Consider the following 19,973-nt stretch of genomic DNA (forward strand, 5'->3'; position numbering starts at 1 on the left):
TCTCCAAATGGTATATACCAACCTTAAATCTGGTTTGTTTCAGCGGCATGACAAATTTATAGAGCAAAGATGACAATAAAATGAATTCACTCGATTGGCCTATTATCTGTGACCGAATGATTAGCGAGGTCAATCTGCGTCCCAAAAGTTCACAGCTCAAGAGACATTTTAAAGTACGGGATTTCCCCTTTGTAAAAGCGCTCACCTCGTTTACTCATACCGAATTTGCGATAGATACCCAGTGCTGATTCGCGTGCATCACACCAAAAAAGTATCGCCTGAAAATCTCGAACTTCGCTCAGCATGGTTTCCAACATCATCGAGCCTATACCCTGCCCTTGATACTCAGGCAAAACAGCAAATTTGCGTAGTCGAGCTTCATCCTGCTCAACAAAGACCGATGCGACACCGACCAACTGATCTCCGATAAAGCCTCCGTAATGAAAGCCAAATTCATCTTCTGCCACACGACAAAACTCCAGACTCTTTGCCGGCCATAGCACCGCATGCCTCAACGCGAGTGTTTGATTAGCCGTAATTCTTTCTACCCTCATAATGCTTTCCTTGCCCTCCAGTTATCCAGTTATCCAGTTATCCAGTTATCCAGTTATCCAGTTATCCAGTTATCCAGTTATCCAGTTATCCAGTTATCCAGTTATCCAGTTATCCTAATTTGCCCTTAACTTTGCTGAAAAGCAAAAAGGAGAGCAACCCTGCTCTCCTTTGTTATCTCAATAACTAGGGTCTGTTGACCTTTTGCGGTTAAATTTTGTTCGAGATAAAAGCGTTTTAATCGCGGCGAGAGGTTTGTCGCCTAGTCATTCTAAGCAAAACACCTCTCAACAAAGAGTAAAACGCTTTTAGCCGAACCCTTCGGGCAGCGTTTGTGGCTCCTTTCTGCTGTGTTATCGGCTTATCAGGTAGAGCAACTACAATTCAAAGCCTCTGCCTTGCATAAAGAACCCACAAACTGCTGCAAAAATCAGCTCAAAAGGTCAACAGACCCTAATCAGCTTATGATTTAGGCTCTGATTTAGAGTCGAATTTCGCTGACCAAGCCGCTAGTATATCCGCACGCTTGCTGCCCATCTGAGCAAAGTCCATCTTAGCCATGTTCGCTTCAACATTCGGGAAGTTAGACACTGTTGCTTTCACATCTTTATGTCCAACTACTGGGTACATCTCTATGTAAAGCTCATTTGCCGCTTTCGAAATAGACCAATCAACTACACGCTTCGCTGCGTCAGACTCTTTGACTAAGCCCACCGCTTCTGATTCCCAACCGATGCCTTTAGGTGTAATCACCGCTAAAGGAGCACCTTGTGTTTTTAGCTTAGCGCCACGACTTGCCATTGAAATACCAATCGCAACTTCACCCATGCCTGCTTGTACACATGGCTTAGAACCGGAATGCGTGTAGTGTGCGATGTTCTTATCAAGATCGCGCATGTAGTTCCACGCTTTGTCTTCACCCATATTCTGCAGCCAAGCTGAAACTTGCATATAGCCAGTCCCTGAAGAAGCTGGGTTAGGCATTGCGATATGACCTTTGTATACAGGTTTAGTCAGATCTTGCCAAGACGTCGGCTTTGGCAGGTTCAGCTGCTTAGCAACCGCTTCGTTAAAACATACCGCGTTAAAGAATGCGTCGTTACCAAACCAAGCTTGGTTTGATTGCGGGTCATTCAAACTGGCATTCAGCTGATCCAGGCCTTTAGGTGTGTATGGCTGTAGAAGACCTTCTTCTTTTAGTAACGCCATCGAAGAACCTGCCAGACCCCAAACAACTTCAGCACGTGGGTTGTTTTTTTCTGCAAGTAGCTTAGCAGTCATGATGCCTGTTGAGTCACGAACCCATTTGATTTTGATATCAGGGTTTTCTTTTTCGAAAGCATTTTTGTACTTTGCCAGAATGTCAGTTTCGAAAGCCGTGTAAACCGTCACTTCCTGTGCTGCCATTGCGTTTGTTGCCAGCAGAGAAACAAGTGCAGCTAGCGATCCTTTCATCAAACGGTTTTTCATCATCTTCTCCAATTAAGACTATTACGTTTGTTAAACCTTGCCGAATTAGCATTGGTCTGTACCAGTTGACGTAATACACCCTAAAAGCGCTTTATTACGATTCAATGAACAAAAAATGGCACTTTTTTAAAGAATTGACGAAAAACTGTGCGGAATTCTGCCAACGAATTTTTCATATGAAAGTTTTATTAAATTCGACTTTCTGACCTTTACTGTTGTTTTTTCCTCTTGCTAAAGTAAATTCAAATTTTGGTGTAGACCAAATATAGTTAAAATGGAAATCGAGATGAAAAACGAATACCTACTGCTGACTCCGGGTCCTTTATCGACATCTGAAACCGTTCGTGAAGCCATGTTTAAAGATTGGTGTACTTGGGATGATGACTACAACAAAGACATCGTAGAAGTTATCCGCACTAAGCTGGTGAAACTTGCAACAGAGCAGGATGGCTACACTAGCGTACTGATGCAAGGTAGTGGTACAGCATCGGTAGAGGCAACGATTGGCAGCGCGATTGGCAAAGATGGCAAATTGTTGGTTGTTGACAACGGCGCATACGGCGCACGTATCGCTCAAATTGCTGAGTATCTAAATATTCCATGCCATGTAGTTTCCCCTGGCGAAACATCACAGCCACACTTGAACGAGGTGGAAACTGCATTGGCATCGGATCCTAGCATCACCCATGTTGCGATTGTTCACTGCGAAACCACAACAGGCATGCTTAACCCAATTGAAGCTTTTGCGTCGATGGCAAAAGCGCACGGCAAAGTGGTGATTCTCGATGCAATGTCGAGCTTTGGCGGGATTCCTATCGATATTGCAAAGCTCAACATCGACTTTATGATCAGCTCAGCAAACAAATGTATTCAAGGCGTACCGGGGTTTGGCTTTGTAATCGCAAAGCAAACTGAGCTAGAAAAATGCCAAGGTCAGGCACGCTCTTTAAGCCTTGATCTATACGATCAATGGCACTGTATGGAAGCGAACCACGGTAAATGGCGTTTCACGTCTCCAACGCACACGGTTCGCGCTTTCTACCAAGCTTTATTAGAGCTTGAGCAAGAAGGCGGTGTCGAAGCGCGTCACAACCGTTACCAAACTAACCAGAAAACACTGGTTGCGGGTATGCGCTCTCTGGGTTTTGAACCACTACTAAATGATGAGCTTCATTCACCAATCATCACCTCTTTCTACTCTCCTACGCACAGTGACTATCAGTTCAAAGAGTTCTACACCCGTTTGAAGGAGCAAGGTTTTGTGATTTATCCGGGTAAGGTGTCGAACGCAGACTGTTTCCGTATCGGCAACATTGGCGAAGTGTACCCTGCGGATATTGAGCGCCTAATCGGTGCGATTAAAAAAGCCATGTACTGGCAAGTTACTTAAATAGCCTTCAGGAAGAGATAGTGTTATGACTGAAAATGTACAACCGACCCATTTCCGTAGCGAAGGGGACGTCAACACCACAGCAGCGCGCCAAGCATGGAACGCATCTATGGATGACAAGCGCACACAAGCCTTACTAAAGCGAGATTCTGATGTGTTTCTTCATCAGGCAATGTCGACGCCTTGTCTCGATACATTAGAGGCAGCAGAAGGCATCTACATCCAAGATTCGACGGGCAAAAAGTACATGGATTTCCATGGCAATAATGTTCATCAGTTGGGTTACGGACATCCACATGTGATTAAACGTGTGCAAGAGCAAATTGCCAAGTTGCCGTTTTCACCACGCCGTTTTACTAACCAAACTGCTATTGAATGTGCTGAGAAGCTAACGCAAATCTGTGGTGGTGAGTTGAATCGGGTGTTATTTGCACCAGGTGGCACATCTGCGGTTGGCATGGCGCTAAAACTAGCGCGTCACATCACAGGCAATTACAAAGTCGTCTCTTTGTGGGACTCTTTTCACGGTGCATCACTGGATGCTATCTCTGTTGGTGGTGAAGCCTGCTTCCGTCAAGGTATGGGCCCACTAATGGCAGGCGTAGAACGCATACCACCAGCAGTATCTTACCGAGGCGCCATTCCTTCACCAGACGGCAGTGACGTGCATTACGCCGACTACCTTGAGTACGTGATTGAGAAAGAAAGCGGTGTCGGAGCGTTTATCGCCGAAGCAGTTCGCAACACAGATGTACAAGTGCCAAGTAAAGCCTATTGGAAACGCATCCGTGAAATCTGTGATAAGCACAATGTCATGCTGATTATCGACGATATCCCCAACGGAATGGGTCGCAGTGGCGCATGGTTTACCTACCAAGCTTACGATATTGAGCCAGACATTCTGTGCATTGGTAAAGGTTTAGGCGGTGGCTTAGTGCCTATAGCCGCTATGATCACCAAAGATAAATACAACACCGCTGAGCAAATATCGATGGGCCATTACACCCATGAGAAAAGCCCAATCGGCTGCGCGGCGGCACTGGCAACCATGGAAGCGATAGAGCAAGACAGCTTGCTAGACAAAGCCATGGCCGACAGCCAGTTCATACGTGACAAGCTACTGGAAATGAAAGCCAAATACCCAGTAATTGGCGATGTACGCGGCATCGGCATGCTGTGGGGTATTGAGCTGGTCACCGACCATGAGAGCAAGCAGCGCGCCTATGACGAAGCCGAAGCCGTGCTCTACCAATGCCTCAACCATGGTATGAGCTTTAAGGTGTCACAAGGCAATGTAATCCAACTTAGCCCACCGCTGATCATCACTCGCGAACAACTGACAGAAGCCTTGGCCATCTTCGAAGAAGCCATCGCCAATGTATGCAAAGACTTTAACTACTCGTAATACGAAACCCATTATATCCGGAGCGTAAATACGCGCTGTAGCAAAACAAAAGGATTAAATATGAACAACTCACCAATTCAGGCAGTCATCTTTGACTGGGCAGGCACTATCGTCGACTTCGGCTCATTTTCGCCAACCAGCATCTTTGTTGAAGCATTCAAACAAGGCTTTGATTTCGATATCGACCTTGAAGAAGCGCGTGAACCAATGGGCCTTGGTAAGTGGGACCACATCCAGGCAGTGGGCCGAATTCCTGCGGTAGATAAACGCTGGAATGAGAAGTTTGGTCGCTCGATGACTAGCGAAGACATTGACGCAATCTACGCGGCGTTTATGCCTCTGCAAAAAGCAAAAGTGGCAGACCACGCAGAACCAATCCTCAATGCAATTGAAGTGGTAAACGACCTCAAAGATAAAGGCATTAAGATTGGCTCTTGTTCTGGTTACCCTCGTGAGGTGATGGACGTACTGGTTCCTGTTGCGGCTGATTACGGCTACAAGCCCGATTACGTAGTGGCAACAGATGATCTTCCTCAAGGTGGTCGACCTGCACCATTTATGGCACTGAAGAACGTGATTGAGCTGAATGTAACCGACGTTAATGCGTGCATCAAGGTGGATGATGCAGCACCGGGCATCGATGAGGGTCACAACGCCGGTATGTGGACAGTTGGTCTGTTGCTTTCTGGTAACGAAGCTGGATTGACGTTTGAAGAGTACCAAGCAGCCGATGAAGTAACGCTAAGTGCCGCTCGTGAAAAGGCGCGCACCAAGCTTATTCAAAGCTCACCACATTATCTAATCGACACAATTGCTGATTTTCCAAAAGTCATCGCTGATATCGAACACCGCCTAGAAGCCGGCGAACGGCCGTAATTTATTAGGCGACTAAACAAAGCAAAGGGCTCACGGGAGCCCTTTGCTGTATGTCTGCGTTAATACAACCGAAGCTGATAAATCACCTGTTGCAGTATCATCGCGCCTTCGTCGGTAATCATCCAGCAGTAAAGTAGGATGTTGATCACGAGTGTTGTCCAAAACAAGAACTTAAAGCCAATATCATGATACTTGTGGTGCATAAACGACTGAGCAAATAAAGCACCAATCCAGCCACCCAATAGATTGAGCGCGTGAAAACTTGATTCAGGAATGCGCCAACTACCTGTCAGCTTAGCATGTTTGTCAAACGCATAAACGGTGTAGGTAACAGTACTTACAGCAAAATAAAACAGACAAGCGACAACTGGAAAATCGAGCAGCACAACACTACCAACCAAAGCGCTACAAAACCAAATAGCAATAGCCAATGAAAAGTTAAATACGACTGGTCTTTTAATTTCAATGGCGCGCATCATTCCATTGCTATCTGCACCAAGCCTAAATATTACGGGTTCACTTACGCTGGGTATCTGAGATGCATTGGCTAAATCGCTAATATGAAATCGAATCTGAGTATCTTGATTCTCAACCGAAATATAGCCATACCCCTTATTCTGATCCCAACAAGCAATCGTTCCTTGAATTGACATGAAAGTCCCTCGCCCTAGCAACAACGTTAATTAGATTTTCATATTGTTAAATAAGCTATAGCACACATAATCCACCATGTGCATATTCTTGCAATTTTCTGTATTTTTTTTGACATGAAACACTACTGACAAGTTCTGACACAAGCTTTGCCTATTCTTATTCCGAACCTAAAACACAAAATAAGGAATATGATTATGAAAAGTGTCATCGAAATCGTTCGCTTCAAGCTATTAGAATCCGCAACGTCAGAACAACTCGTATCAGCTAGCGAACAAAGCCAAAAGTTTGTTTCATCCCTAGAAGGGTTTGAATATCGCTCACTAAGCTTTGACAAAGATTCGAACACTTGGACAGATGTTGTCTATTGGAATTCAATGGAAAATGCACAAGCAGCTGGCAAAAAATTTATGTCATGTGAAGACTGCCAACCATTAATGGCATTAATTGACCCGGAGTCGGTCATCATGCAACATCAAACAATCATGATGAGTGACCTTGCGGAAAAATACCAATAGTCTCGCATCGATAGGTAGGGTGTCCTAGTTGGCCTCTACCTAATCAAAAAAACTCTATTGTTGAGAGGAAATGTGAGTAAATCAGAACGACTATTTGAACTTTTAACCTTGCTTCGAGCCAAGCGTTATGCGGTAACAGCCGCTCACCTTGCCGAGCAGATGGAAGTCAGTGAGAGGACCATCTATCGTGACATTCAGTCTCTACTTAACTCTGGGGTTCCCATTCAAGGAGAAGCCGGTGTTGGATACATACTTCAAGCTGACTCTCACCTGCCCCCTCTTATGTTTACTGATAAAGAGATGGTAGCGCTAGAGCTTGGAATGCGCATGGTTCGCGCTTGGTCTGACGATGAACTCGCGGCCGCTTCTAAATCTGCATCATCAAAGATCCTCTCGGTGCTACCCGATAAACTTAAGCAGCAAATTGAACGCTTTCCTATCTTAGTTCCTGAAATCCATGCTTCAACAAGAAACGCCACCCGCGGTAAAATGCTTCGCCATGCAACTGACGCCAAATTGAAAATCGAAATTGATTATTGCGATCAAAAAGGTGATAAAACTGTACGCAAGTTACAACCGCTAGGACAGATCTTTTGGGGGAAAATTTGGACATTGGTTGCGTGGTGTGAGCTAAGAGATGACTATCGGCATTTTCGCATTGATAGAATTGAGAAACTCAATATTCTTGATGAGGTATTCGAGACATCAACGGAAAAATGCCTCGAACACTATATTAAACAGCATGCACCAGATGCTTAAACCTAGTTTTACTTTGTCAGGGTTGGCAATATATTGAGAGCGAGCCGACAGCCGCTCAGATCACACTCAACATCAAACTCCACCAACTCATTTACATGGGGATCAATTGTTGATTCCGCTATATCTCTGACATGGAAAAATACTTTCCCATCTTCATTTTCTTGTTTAATAAAGCCGTAGCCATGACTTTCATCTAGATCAACGATTTTTCCCAATACCGACATCTTTAAGCCCCTTCAACACAAACTTTAATATTAAGTACTGGAAATTCGCGTAATGGGATCACTCATTAAGCAACTAATATATCTTTCAACTCATGCAACGAACTTACTGTGTAACATGGTGAAATTGAATCATCACTTTCAACATCACTACTATTCAGCCAACAAGTTTCAATACCAAAATTGATCCCACCCAGAATATCAGAGTGCTGATTATCACCCACCATCAAAACCCTACTCTTGCAAGGCATGCCCATTTTTTCTAACGCATGACTAAAAATTGCCTTATCTGGCTTTGCCACTCCAACTTCTTCTGAGATAATCACGTGCTCAAAGTATTGGCTCATCCCCGTTTTCTCAAGTCTGATCGCCTGAAGGTCTGTAAAGCCATTGGTGATGATGCCCATCTTCGTTTTACCATGTAGGGCTTCCATCAATTCTTTCGCACCTGGCAATACCGTGCATATATCAGCCATCGCCTCCAAAAACGCAGAGTTTAGCTCAGATGTGGTCGTTTCAAGCTTGTCTGCCCACTCTTGAAATCGCGTGTGCTTCAACTCTTGCGCAGTTATCGCTCCATTTTGATAATCCACCCACAACGGCTTGTTGACCTTTTGATAGTAATCAAAATCGCCTTGAGTGAAGTTTATTCCTTTACGAGAGAACATTAGCTGCATCCCTTTAAAGGCATCGAAATGAAACAGGGTTTCGTCAGCATCAAACAAGATCCAATCGTATTTCATTATTATCTCCTCAAAATCTTGCTGCTAGTGTAAATTGTTTTCTTTTAGATGATAATACTGCCTATTAGAAACTTATTGTTTACTGGAGCTCAACCATGCAAGCATTCTCTGCCATCCCTATCTTCGTGTCTGTCGTAGAACGTGGCAGTTTTTCTGCCGCAGCCAGTAAACTCAACATCACGAAATCTGCAGTAAGCAAACGCATCACGCAACTTGAAGATGAACTAGGTATTCGGCTCCTCAATCGTACCACAAGAAAACTCAGTCTAACCGAAGCAGGACAGCGATATTATGATTATGTTGTTCGAGCGCTTGACCTCGCCCAGCAAGGTATTGACGCCGTCACTGAACTGCAAGGTAACCCAAGGGGAACTCTCAAAGTCACTGCTCCAATGTCTTTTGGTGTTTTACATATCGCGCCACTTATCTCTGAATTTCTGGCTCTCTACCCTGATATGGAGGTCGACCTAAACCTTGAGGATCGCATGGTGGATCTGGTTGAAGAAAGCGTTGATGTGGGGATCAGAATTGGTCACTTACCTCTATCAAACCTTGTCGCAAAACGTCTTGCTCCATGCAAAAGTGTCTTGTGTGCCTCACCAGCCTATTTGGCTGACAATGGGGTGCCATTGAAACCCAACGATCTATCTAACCATAGCTGCCTACAATACAGCTACTACCGCGGGGGGAGCGAATGGTCTCTTAGCTCTTCAGGCAACGAGTTTAAAGTCATTCCCAAAGGTCGCTTGATTGTCAACAACAGTGAAGCGATACGCAGAGCCGTCCTCGGAGGAAGCGGTATCGCTAACTTGCCTACATTCATCGCAGGCAAAGATATTGCTGCTGGCAACTTACAGGTGGTTCTTACAGACTATGCTCTACCTAGCCATGCAGTCTATGCGGTGTTCCCCGAGCGCAAAAATATGCCGCATAAAGTAAGAGTATTCATTGACTTTATCAATCAGAAACTAGGCACTGAAACCCCCTATTGGGATAGCGGTCTGATCTTACATTCTCACAAAAAGTGAGTGTGACACTAAGCTCATAATTTTATACTGAGATAGTTTCTCAGCCAGTTTATGACTTGAGACAAGTTATAGCGCCTATCATCCGTTCAGAATGGTCTTATCACTGCTTCTCTAGGAGACATTGCCAATGAAACGATTCTTCCCATCAAGTGTCATGCTTATTCCGTTTGTGGTTAAAAACTATTCTGAAGAAGATCGAGAAGATAGCTCAAAGCTGGAACAAGAATCTGAATCAAACCCTGAACTCGAACTAGAAGAATGAGATGTCCATCAGATCGTCTCAAAAGATTTTTTACTACCCTAATAGCGCATATTTATAAGGGAAAATGAAATGAAAAAGATTGCAGTTCTTCTCAGCGGCTCGGGAGTATTTGATGGCGCAGAAATTCACGAATCCGTACTCGCGCTACATGAAGTTGAAAAGCACGGCGCAACATGGCACTGCTTTGCCCCCAATATCGAACAGCTTCATACCGTTAACCATAAAACGGGAGAAGAAATGGATGAGACTCGCAACGTTCTTGTCGAAGCTGCACGCATTGCGCGTGGTAAGATTGAAGACGTCGCTAAGCTTAATGTTGAAGAGTTTGACGCACTTTTGGTCCCTGGTGGGTTTGGCGCAGCTAAAAATCTTACTGATTTCGCGGTAAATGGTGCGGAATGCAGTATTAACACTCATGTCGCATCGGCATGTCGGGCGTTTGCGCAAGCGAAAAAACCTGCGGGTTACATATGTATTGCACCGGTTATTATTCCTATGATCTACGATCACGGTGTGATAGGTACTATCGGCAATGATGAAGCCACAGCCGCGGCTTTCAACGCATTGGGCGGTGTACATGTTGAATGCACAGTGGATGAGATTGTCGTTGATGAACAACACAAGGTGTTATCGACTCCTGCTTACATGCTGGCTGAAAGCATTTCACAGGCAGCAAGTGGTATCGAAAAACTAGTTATGCAATTAATCAAACTCGCATAAATTTCAGTCATTCTTAGCCCCCACCCACATTATGTGAGTGGGGGCTTTTTTGTTTTTAATCGGAGATATGAACCTTAGTTAATCCCCATATGTGTTGATTAAACGATTGCTATAACTCACTAATATTTAACAACTTTACATATAAAAAACAGGCAACAAGACTAACTTCACACTTCACGGCCGATCATACTACTTTTGGGTTAATTACTTGTCTGAGATCAAAATTTTCGACGGGATAGTTATGCGAACCTAATTGCACTTTTTAAATCTATAAGAATATGGAGCAATCCAATGACAAGTGCATTTTTCATCCCTACAGTTAACTTTATGGGTGCTGGCTGCCTAAAAGACGCTACCGATAGCATCCAATCTCAAGGCTTTAAAAAAGGCCTTATCGTTACAGACAAAATTCTTAGCCAAATTGGTATGGTTAAACAGGTTCAGAATTTGCTATCCGAACGTGATGTTGAGACTGTAGTCTTTGATGGCACCCAGCCGAACCCTACAATTGGCAACGTCAATGACGGCTTAGCTTTGCTCGCAGACAACGAATGTGATTTTGTTATCTCTCTAGGTGGTGGGTCACCTCATGATTGTGCAAAAGGCATTGCGCTGGTGGCTGCAAACGGCGGTAAAATTGGCGACTATGAAGGTGTAGACCAGTCAGCGAAACCAATGCTGCCACTGATTGCAATCAACACCACTGCGGGTACCGCCTCTGAAATGACGCGCTTCTGCATCATTACTGATGAAGCGCGTCATATTAAGATGGCGATTGTCGATAAGCACACAACTCCGCTAATTTCGGTAAACGATCCTGAACTGATGCTTGCTAAACCGGCTTCACTAACCGCCGCAACTGGTATGGACGCCTTGACGCACGCGGTTGAAGCGTATGTCTCTATCGCTGCTACGCCAATCACTGACGCGGTAGCAATCAAAGCGATTGAACTTATTCAAGTACATCTTCGCAAAGCCGTAGAAAATGGCGACGATATCGAAGCTCGTGAGCAAATGGCTTACGCCCAATTCATGGCTGGTATGGCTTTCAACAATGCCTCTTTGGGTTATGTACACGCGATGGCACACCAACTAGGTGGCTTCTACGACCTACCTCACGGCGTGTGTAATGCCATTCTTCTTCCGCACGTTCAACGCTACAACGCACAAGTTTGTCCTCAGCGCCTACGTGATGTTGCCAAAGCAATGGGTGTTGACGTTGAGGGTATGACAGACGAGCAAGGCGCTGAAGCGGCAATTGACGCGATTGTTGCACTGGCAAAAGACGTAGGTATTCCAGCAGGTATTCAAGAGCTAGGGGCAAAATCTGAAGATATCCCTACGCTTGCAGACAACGCACTAAAAGATGCCTGTGGTTTCACTAACCCGAAACAAGCCACTCACGAAGAGATCTCTGCCATTTTTGAAGCAGCGATGTAAACCGCTTGATTTTCTTACAGTCAAAACCTCCTTCGGGAGGTTTTTTTACAGCCTTTTTGGGACATTAGTCAAGATCGTATACTCAATTTCAGGCCTGAAGTGCGTTACCTAATTGGAGAATTTACAATGTAAAGGGCCTTAATTACGGGGCTTAGAAAGCAAAAAAGCCCCAAAAAATCATCTTGGGGCCTTAATTTTAAGTTCTGCTATTAGGGCGCAGTATCTATCTCAACGGGTAGATAATGTTTAGGCTCTAGTTTCAGCCATTCTGGTAACACGGTTCCCATCGATATTGACGACCAAGTACCAGACAAAATCCCTATGAACATCGCAATTGCAAAGCCTTGCAGCGCACTGCCCCCGAGAATCCACAATGCTGATACCGTCATTAGCGTGGTACCCGATGTCACCATAGTACGCGAAAATGTAGCTATTACGGCTTGATCATTGATCTCTTCTGTTGGCTGCGACTGTTTCGCAACAAGCAACTCACGAATTCGGTCTGCAATGATAATCGAGTCATTCAGTGAGTAGCCCAAAATCGCCAAGATCGCGGCAAATACAGTTAAGTTAAACTCCATCTGTGTCGCAGCAAAAAAACCTAACACCAATACCACATCGTGAATTAAAGCTAACAAAGAGCCACTTGCTAATCGCCATTCAAAGCGGAAACAGAGGTAACCTAAGATACACATCATAGAGATCATCAATGCTAAGCCGCCTTGGTCTACCAAGTCTTGACCTACTTGAGAACCCACCATGCTATTGCTGATCACATCCACTTGATGAGAGATAGGCGAAAGCGTTTTAGCAAGATTCGCAGATTGTTCTCCTTGCTCAGGAATCGGATAACGAATCACCCAGCGACCATCCTGATCTGAATGAGTCACATTGGTGAACTGCCCAAGTTCTGGCTGCAGCACATCAACGAGTTGTTGATGAGTAACATTGTTGTCTACTTTAACTTCAGTCACCATACCGCCAGTAAAGTCTAAGCCCATATTCAGGCCATTCAATCCAAGCGCAACTAACGAGATTATCATCAACGCGAAAGAGACAAAGTTGGTAATGTAGCGAATTCGACGAATATGCTGTTTAAAAAATTCAACCATGGTTACACCCTCACATCGCGACGCGCATCGCGTCCCCAAACTAAATTGATGATTGCACGTGACGCAAACACACCACTAAACATGCTGGTTAATAGACCTAGACCTAACGTTAAGGCAAAGCCTTGAATCGGACCATTACCAATTGAGTAAAGTACGACCGCAGTGATCATGGTGGTGATATTGGCATCGAGGATGGTACTGAGTGCACTATCGAAGCCAAGATCAATTGACTGGGCAAACGAGCGCCCTTCAGCCAGCTTATCCTTGATACGTTCAAAAATAAGCACATTGGTATCGACGGCCATACCAACGGTCAAAACAAGGCCAGCGATGCCTGGTAAAGTCAGTACTGCACCAGGAAGTAGCGCTATTAAACCTAGCAAGCTCACCATATTGACCATAAGTGCGACGTTTGCCACCCAACCTAGTCGGCGATACCAAAGTGCCATGAAAGTCAGAGTCATCGCCAGGCCAAGTGCCAGTGCAGCAAAACCATTTTGAATATTCTCAGCACCCAATGAGGCACCAATTGTGCGCTCTTCTACGATAGTAACCGGAGCTGTCAATGAGCCCGCACGAAGCAGTAGCGCAAGGTTCTGCGCATCTTCCACTGAGCCTGCTCCTGTGATTCGGAATTGGCTGCCTAGCTGAGATTGAATCGTCGCAACACTAATGACGCGCTCACTACGCTCAGTCTCACCTTTCACATTGGTTGTATACTCACGGTACACCGTCGCCATTGGTTTACCGATATGTCCGGCGGAAAAGTCACTCATCATCTTGCCACCTGCGTGGTCAAGCGAAATGTTCACTTCAGAAAAACCCATTTTATCGACACCTGCACGAGCATTGATAATGTGCTCACCTGTCAAAACAGGGTGTTTAGCTAACGTAACATCATGGCCATCGTTATTCTTTAGTACCACATCACCATAGGCTTTACCTTCTGACGGCGTACGTGACTCATGAAAAGCGAGAGTCGCAGTGGCACCAATCACGTTTTTAGCCAATGATGGATCTTGTACGCCCGGTAGCTCAATACGTATACTGTGTTCACCTTGACGCTGAACTAGAGCTTCTGTAATACCGAGCTCTTCAATTCGATCGCGCATGATCTTCAAGTTTTGCTTGATGGTGACCGACTGGAATTCAGATTTGCTCACTGGCGTTGGCTTAACTGCTAGGTAGTCAGAGTGACGCTTCACATCCCAGTTTGGGTAGTTCTGTTTTAGGAAGGTGTTGACCTTAGTTAGCGCAGTATCAGTGTCACTTTTAATATCAAAAGCTTCAGAACCTACAGAGGAAATTTGGATTCCACGTAGTCGCTCTTGACGCAAGAAGTCTCTTACTTCATCTACTAAGCTGTTACGCTGGTCTTCAAATGCTTTGTCAATATCGACATTTAGCAAAAACTGCACGCCACCACGTAAATCCAAACCGAGCTGGATTGGACTAAAACCCATCTCACCTAGCCATTTCGGCGCAACGGACACATACGAAAAGGTAATGGTGTCTGCTTTACCGAGCAGTTTATCTAGCTCCTGACGTGCCTGAGTTTGTTCAGTTTCATTTTCAAATACAAGTGTCGTTTTACTACCTACTTGCTCGATTTCGGCTACTTGAATGTCGCGTTGGTCAAGATATTGGTTCAGTTCAGTGACGTTATTAAGAATACTGCTTTGGACATCTGGTGACGTTGTCACCTGTATCGAAGGTTTTTCACCATACCAGGTTGGGATTGCACTCAGGGTTAACATAACCACAGTGGCAATAAGAACCACGTATTTCCACGCTGAATAGTGGTTCATCAGACGAGTAGACTTCGCCTGTTTTACAGGAATTTTTTTCATAAAATTTCTTAACTTAACTGGGAACAGACGGATCTGTGCCTAGGAATAAACAATGAAGGCGAAAGCACTTCGATAGAATAAGTTAGGAAATGGTTAGGTATTGCCCATTAAGCGCAACATAAAGGGTATTCGAGTCTTTCCAACCGGAAATTCGATAAGGAGAGCAATAGCGATTTGTTAAACCAAAGTTGGCTTCTACTTTTGGTAACTTATAGAGCCTAAACAACGCAATTGCGACGGGGTCGAAATCAAGTAGATTGAACTCAGAGGCTGAATCTCCATCATCCAAATAACGAGTAACATTTATGCCACGGTTAGCATTAACAATAGCAAGCCAGTTTTGGGAAAAGTCAGCTTTGGTGGCAGGCTCGGATTGACGCTCTTGCTTCACTTTATCAAATAAAGCTTGTTCGTCACTTTTTGAATGTGGAAGTAAGGTGCTTGCACGATAGTTTAGGCGTGCAGATGCTTCATTTTCAGCTTGCTGTAAATAGGCAAAAGCCTGCGTTGGCAAGGCCATCGCAAGAATACAAAGCCATATATAAGAAACAATTCGTTGAAGCATTGATGAACCAAATAATAATCAGCAACGAGATAGTAGATCTAACCTCTAACTCACACAACTAAAATAATCTAAAAGCTAACATTCCAAATTTGATAAGCATTAGCGATAGAAAATCTTACCCGTTTGCACATCCAAATAGATCTTATTGGCTTGCTTTAAACCACCGCAATAAACAAAGTACGCATCAATATCCTCAAACGTCACTGAGCGTATCCAGCCCTGCGTTTCCTCAAAGTCCTCTGGCGTACAGGTCCCTTCTTTCAGTAAGCTATCCGTTGTTTTAATGAATATCTCAAAATGCAGCTTAAAGTCATCTGAATTTTCAATATAAGTAGTAACGGTTTCAACACGCTCTTGCTTAGTAATGGTAGGGGCTACCTCTAAAAGTGCTTCCATCGGTACCCATTCTGCAACTTCAGGCCCCCCCTCTTCGTACACATAGTAAGGAGAGATTCTTCCCCAGCCATCGCGTTTTTCAAGGATATGAAGCTTGTCGCCACGATAGACCACATTTTCAACAAACGCAGAATAGTCTGGTGCTTCTCGAACCCCCAGTTTAGGTGGGCTAACGTAATAGTCTGTGATAGACGGCAGTGGCTCAACTTCTTCCTCTTCTTCGACTAAAGGAATCGGCGTTATTGGTTCTTCTTCCTCTGCCCCTTTCATCGCCAATGCGTCTTGCTGAGGTTTGTAATAGAAGATGTAATAGCCACCCGCTGCGCAGCCTATTCCAAGTAGCAGCAAAAGGATCATTATAACCTTTTTCATATCGCCTTAATTCTTTTCCTATACTTATGAGGTGACAAAATTCGCAACCATGATAATGAAATGGCACAGTATTAATATAACTATAGCGGCAGCAATGCTGATCACTTTACCTTCAGGGGTAAATAGTGCTCACTGTGACGCTAAATCTTGGAATCGTGCCCTCAAACTGCAATATGAGTTAGAGCAGCTATATAACTTCCATTCCAATCGATTCAATCAGTTCCTGCAAATACATCAGATCCAACCTTTTTTGTATCAAGAGTTCACTGCAAAAGAGTTGAGCAGCCTTTGGCAAAGTGGTAATCAAGCCTTTCATCAGCAAATGCGCTCTCAGGCTGAGGCCTCCGCGGCTGTAATAGAGAGGATTGAAGAAGAACAGAGTCTGCTTATTCCTTTGAGCAACCAAGCCCGAGCATTGGAGCAGCGTTGGATTACAATTAGTCAGCACTGTCAAGATACCGGAAACCAGCCGAACGTCATTAACAGTTGGCAGTATTCACAGCTCAACCAAGCACTAAATGTCGATATTGAAGACCTGATTAGTAAGCTCAATGTGCTCAAATCTCGCTATGGGAGAGAAATCGAAGCTTTAGAAAACGCCAAACCTCACGATACTCGGCCCGAAAACTAGAGCGATGTACGCAAATCCACAACAAGCACAGAAACCAACTCATTCGCAATGACAATTAAATCAACTCTCACAGTCACCCTAAAACTTAGCCCATTCAATATCAATTATCATTTGCATTAATATCAATTGCAGTTACCATTTATGTACACGTAACAGACTATCGCTGAAACTACCTTGAAACTCGCTTTGTCTCTTAAACATCTCGCACTCATTTGGTTGATTGGTACCTCCTTTGCAGCAGCAACCTACCTGACTGTTCACCATTACGAAACCCAAAAGCTCAATGCTCAGCTTGAAGGGCAATTGAATAACCAGGTACAAACTCTCCAGCAGTCACTCTACACTATTAAAAATCTACTCTATTCAACTAGGGCATTTCTATCCCATGGGAATCAACCAACCCCTAAGCAATTTGAAGCCTATTTTTCAGAACAATCGACTCAACTTTCAACCATTCAATCCGTTGTTTGGGCCCCTGTCGTTTCAATAAATGATGTCGATAAATTTGAACAAGTCGCACGAAAAAATGGATTTTTGGGCTTCAAGCTCGCGCCCCCTTTATCGAGTAACGGCTCCAAGGCGTGGTTTTTAGACAACGAGACTCTTCCAGTGTTTTACCTTTCTTCCTCTTTTGAAGGAAGTGATTACCTGGGCTTTCGATTAGAGAGTGAAGACACATTGGTTAACGCCATGTCACGCTCCATTACCACCAAGCGAATAGGTGCTGTCGACTTTATTAAAGAGGGACAGTTGGGCGCACACCTTGTTTTACCTAAGTTTTCGAACAATGGAAAGTTAGACGGATTTATTGTTGCTAAGGTAGTTTTCCATGAACTACTTGGCGAAATATGGCAAAGAGAAGTCAACTCCGCATCGTCAGAGATTGAAGTTTACACCCAGCCCGGCCATGAGCTTGCGTTCGAATCACACATCAATACTAAGCTGAAAGAAGAGGGGCTAACAACTCGACTTGTTTCTCTAACTCAGAACATACAAGTCCCTCTGTTTAATCAGGAGTGGATAGTCTCAGTTTCTAAAATGGACAATAGCGGAAGCACAGTACTCTACAGCACCGCATCTGTACTTCTTATTTTTCTGTTAACGGGCACCATCAGCATAGCAGCTAACTTTTACGCCACCCGACTGAAAGTCTCTGACCAACTAATCGAAGAGAAGACTCGAACACTTGAAATCCAAGCGGTGAGGGACAACTTAACTGGATTAAGTAATCGAACTGCACTCAACCGAGAAGTGGAGAATCAACTCCAACAGCTACGACAAGCCTCATCTTGTGGTTTTTCAATACTCTTTATTGATCTTGACCGATTCAAAGTCATTAACGATTCCATGGGACATCTACATGGCGACAAATTGCTCATGGAAGTCGCTTCACGATTAACAAGCCACTGCCGAGATGATGATATGAGTTTCCGATTCGGCGGTGACGAATTTATCATCTGCTTACCTCGCTTAACGTCACGTGGTGCACTCACTCACATTTGTCATCGCTATGCTAAAGTACTGAGCCAACCATATGTTATTGAGGATCAGGCGTGTCATATTGGCGCGAGTATCGGGATTTCTGTGGTAACCGACCCCAATCAAACCTTGGCAGGCATATTGCGTGAAGCTGACACCGCTATGTATAGAGCCAAAAACTCTTCCAATGAAAAAGTGGTATTTTTCCACGAGCAAATGTTTAACCAAGCCAAAAAGCGCTTTACGTTAGAGCAAGAGCTGACAGGAGCCCTTGCCTTCAAGCAGTTGTCTTTGGTCTATCAACCCATTTATTCGACCAGCAGCGATACCGTCGTAGCATTTGAATCCTTGCTCCGATGGAACCACCCTAAACTTGGTTTTATCTCACCTGAAGAATTCATTCCAATTGCAGAAGAGACAGGACAGATCATATTAATTGGAGATTGGGTAGCCCAAGAGTGCTGTAAAATAATAGACAGACTTTGGCACACGCATTCAGCAAAGCACGTCCCACGTTTTAACATTAATGTTTCAGCGAAACAGTTTGAGTCTGAACATATTTACCACACGCTATTACACCTTCTAGACAAGCACAATTTTCCAGCCCACCTAATTGGTATTGAGATAACAGAGTCTATGCTTTTGGCTGACGAGTGTACGGCAACTCAGCTACAGCGGATTAAGGATCTGGGCGTATCGCTCTATTTGGATGACTTTGGCACCGGGTTCTCATCTCTCTCAGTACTGAATGATTACCCAGTCGACGTCCTTAAAGTTGACCGCAGCTTTGTTAGCCGCATTGCACTAGGCCAACACAACGCCGACAGCCTTTGCCAGGCAATTATCAACATGGCTCATACCATTGACCTTGAAGTCGTCGCAGAAGGCGTAGAAACACCAGAACAGCTCGCTTTTCTCACTCAGCATCGCTGTAACTTCATTCAAGGATATTTAAAGTCTAAACCTCTTACAGTATGTGGGTTAGAAAGTGTGCTCAATAGCCAAACAAAAGTGTCAGCCTAACCTTATTCGAAAATTCTGAACAACAATAACGAATTTATATTATTTTTTGTGAGTTAATTCACACATATTATTTCTCTCAAGCGCACAAGACGCAGTTTACAAACTTAAACCTAACCAAGCGTTGAGAGGAATAGATTATGAGAACAATACTTAAAGCCATCGCACTTACAGCTCTAACTTCTACAGTAGCATTTGCAATGCCAGCGAAAGAGCAGTCAATTAGAATCAAAACGATTGAAAACCAAGCTATCGTGACAATTCTTGAAGGTGGAACTCCGGTCAGCGATGTAAAAGTTAGGGTTTTAGGCAATGGGGTAAAATACTTCACAACAGGTGAAAAAGGCACTTTCATGGCCGCAAACCTGCTGGACAATGGACGCACATTTACTTTCGAAATTATTGATGACAACGGTGACATTATCCGTGAGCAACGCTATCTTTCATCGTTCTAGTCACTGAGAATGAGTTTATAATGCGAAAGCCTGAGTACTGCTACTCAGGCTTTGTTTT

Annotated in this window: 21 protein-coding genes; 12 read left to right on the forward strand and 9 right to left on the reverse strand. The window is 44.2% G+C overall.

Going from position 1 to position 19,973, the window contains the following annotated elements:
* Positions 1-149: 149 nt before the first annotated feature.
* Together ZX61_RS02530 and ZX61_RS02535 are read right to left on the reverse strand one after the other, a co-directional pair.
* Positions 150-554, reverse strand: coding sequence for a GNAT family N-acetyltransferase (locus ZX61_RS02530; protein WP_049843144.1), 405 nt, complete (start codon positions 552-554; stop codon positions 150-152).
* 460 nt (positions 555-1,014) lie between these two features.
* A complete protein-coding gene (locus tag ZX61_RS02535) occupies positions 1,015-2,025 on the reverse strand; it encodes a putative 2-aminoethylphosphonate ABC transporter substrate-binding protein (RefSeq protein ID WP_150114952.1) in 1,011 nt (336 codons plus the stop codon).
* Between the two features lie 283 nt (positions 2,026-2,308).
* Here ZX61_RS02535 and phnW point away from each other — a divergent pair, with 283 nt between their 5' ends.
* The 3 genes from phnW to phnX are packed head-to-tail and all read left to right on the forward strand — an operon-like array spanning position 2,309 to position 5,693.
* Entirely contained in the window at positions 2,309-3,412 is a 1,104-nt protein-coding gene (gene phnW, locus ZX61_RS02540; RefSeq protein ID WP_049843146.1) for a 2-aminoethylphosphonate--pyruvate transaminase, read from the forward strand.
* A gap of 25 nt (positions 3,413-3,437) precedes the next feature.
* Positions 3,438-4,817: an aspartate aminotransferase family protein gene (locus ZX61_RS02545; protein ID WP_049843147.1), complete on the forward strand. Its 1,380-nt coding sequence runs from the start codon at positions 3,438-3,440 to the stop codon at positions 4,815-4,817.
* A gap of 60 nt (positions 4,818-4,877) precedes the next feature.
* Positions 4,878-5,693 carry a phosphonoacetaldehyde hydrolase gene (gene phnX, locus ZX61_RS02550; protein ID WP_049843148.1) on the forward strand — a complete coding sequence of 272 codons (816 nt, stop codon included), beginning with the start codon at positions 4,878-4,880 and terminating at the stop codon, positions 5,691-5,693.
* A 59-nt stretch (positions 5,694-5,752) separates the two neighbouring features.
* Here phnX and ZX61_RS02555 read toward each other — a convergent pair whose 3' ends face one another.
* Positions 5,753-6,346, reverse strand: coding sequence for a DUF1294 domain-containing protein (locus ZX61_RS02555; RefSeq protein WP_049843149.1), 594 nt, complete (start codon positions 6,344-6,346; stop codon positions 5,753-5,755).
* Between the two features lie 195 nt (positions 6,347-6,541).
* On the opposite strand from ZX61_RS02555, the gene ZX61_RS02560 reads away from it, so the two are divergent.
* On the forward strand, positions 6,542-6,862 hold the full coding sequence (locus tag ZX61_RS02560; RefSeq protein ID WP_049843150.1) for a hypothetical protein: 321 nt from the start codon (positions 6,542-6,544) through the stop codon (positions 6,860-6,862).
* A 72-nt stretch (positions 6,863-6,934) separates the two neighbouring features.
* Entirely contained in the window at positions 6,935-7,621 is a 687-nt protein-coding gene (locus ZX61_RS02565; protein ID WP_049843151.1) for a helix-turn-helix transcriptional regulator, read from the forward strand.
* An 8-nt stretch (positions 7,622-7,629) separates the two neighbouring features.
* Here ZX61_RS02565 and ZX61_RS02570 read toward each other — a convergent pair whose 3' ends face one another.
* Complete coding sequence (locus ZX61_RS02570) at positions 7,630-7,845, reverse strand: cold shock domain-containing protein (protein ID WP_049843152.1); 216 nt, start codon at positions 7,843-7,845, stop codon at positions 7,630-7,632.
* Positions 7,846-7,910: 65 nt separating this feature from the next.
* The gene (yjjG, locus tag ZX61_RS02575) at positions 7,911-8,585 is read right to left on the reverse strand and encodes a pyrimidine 5'-nucleotidase (protein ID WP_049843153.1); all 675 of its coding nucleotides are present in this window, start codon (positions 8,583-8,585) and stop codon (positions 7,911-7,913) included.
* Positions 8,586-8,680: 95 nt separating this feature from the next.
* Between yjjG and ZX61_RS02580 the strand changes: the two genes are divergently transcribed.
* From ZX61_RS02580 to yiaY, 4 genes are all read left to right on the forward strand, one after another.
* Positions 8,681-9,613, forward strand: coding sequence for a LysR family transcriptional regulator (locus ZX61_RS02580; protein ID WP_049843154.1), 933 nt, complete (start codon positions 8,681-8,683; stop codon positions 9,611-9,613).
* A gap of 127 nt (positions 9,614-9,740) precedes the next feature.
* Positions 9,741-9,875: a hypothetical protein gene (locus ZX61_RS24640; protein WP_268808134.1), complete on the forward strand. Its 135-nt coding sequence runs from the start codon at positions 9,741-9,743 to the stop codon at positions 9,873-9,875.
* Positions 9,876-9,944: 69 nt separating this feature from the next.
* Positions 9,945-10,595: an isoprenoid biosynthesis glyoxalase ElbB gene (gene elbB / locus ZX61_RS02585; RefSeq protein ID WP_049843155.1), complete on the forward strand. Its 651-nt coding sequence runs from the start codon at positions 9,945-9,947 to the stop codon at positions 10,593-10,595.
* A 291-nt stretch (positions 10,596-10,886) separates the two neighbouring features.
* Positions 10,887-12,035, forward strand: coding sequence for an L-threonine dehydrogenase (gene yiaY, locus ZX61_RS02590; RefSeq protein WP_049843156.1), 1,149 nt, complete (start codon positions 10,887-10,889; stop codon positions 12,033-12,035).
* A 209-nt stretch (positions 12,036-12,244) separates the two neighbouring features.
* On the opposite strand, the gene secF is transcribed toward yiaY, so the two are convergent.
* The 4 genes from secF to ZX61_RS02610 form a co-directional block, all read right to left on the reverse strand.
* Complete coding sequence (gene secF / locus ZX61_RS02595) at positions 12,245-13,147, reverse strand: protein translocase subunit SecF (RefSeq protein ID WP_049843157.1); 903 nt, start codon at positions 13,145-13,147, stop codon at positions 12,245-12,247.
* A gap of 2 nt (positions 13,148-13,149) precedes the next feature.
* Positions 13,150-14,997, reverse strand: coding sequence for a protein translocase subunit SecD (gene secD, locus ZX61_RS02600; protein ID WP_049843158.1), 1,848 nt, complete (start codon positions 14,995-14,997; stop codon positions 13,150-13,152).
* A gap of 82 nt (positions 14,998-15,079) precedes the next feature.
* Positions 15,080-15,562, reverse strand: coding sequence for a hypothetical protein (locus tag ZX61_RS02605; protein WP_049843159.1), 483 nt, complete (start codon positions 15,560-15,562; stop codon positions 15,080-15,082).
* Between the two features lie 99 nt (positions 15,563-15,661).
* Positions 15,662-16,330 (reverse strand): hypothetical protein, encoded by a 669-nt coding sequence (locus tag ZX61_RS02610; protein WP_082173351.1) that lies wholly within the window; start codon positions 16,328-16,330, stop codon positions 15,662-15,664.
* A 94-nt stretch (positions 16,331-16,424) separates the two neighbouring features.
* Between ZX61_RS02610 and ZX61_RS02615 the strand changes: the two genes are divergently transcribed.
* From ZX61_RS02615 to ZX61_RS02625, 3 genes are all read left to right on the forward strand, one after another.
* On the forward strand, positions 16,425-16,961 hold the full coding sequence (locus ZX61_RS02615; RefSeq protein ID WP_235431284.1) for a hypothetical protein: 537 nt from the start codon (positions 16,425-16,427) through the stop codon (positions 16,959-16,961).
* Between the two features lie 174 nt (positions 16,962-17,135).
* The gene (locus ZX61_RS02620; protein WP_049843161.1) at positions 17,136-19,463 is read left to right on the forward strand and encodes a bifunctional diguanylate cyclase/phosphodiesterase; all 2,328 of its coding nucleotides are present in this window, start codon (positions 17,136-17,138) and stop codon (positions 19,461-19,463) included.
* Between the two features lie 137 nt (positions 19,464-19,600).
* On the forward strand, positions 19,601-19,915 hold the full coding sequence (locus ZX61_RS02625; protein WP_049843162.1) for a hypothetical protein: 315 nt from the start codon (positions 19,601-19,603) through the stop codon (positions 19,913-19,915).
* Positions 19,916-19,973: the final 58 nt, after the last annotated feature.

This window comes from Vibrio sp. VPAP30 (genome assembly GCF_001188205.1).
In the GTDB taxonomy this organism is placed as follows: domain Bacteria; phylum Pseudomonadota; class Gammaproteobacteria; order Enterobacterales; family Vibrionaceae; genus Vibrio; species Vibrio bivalvicida.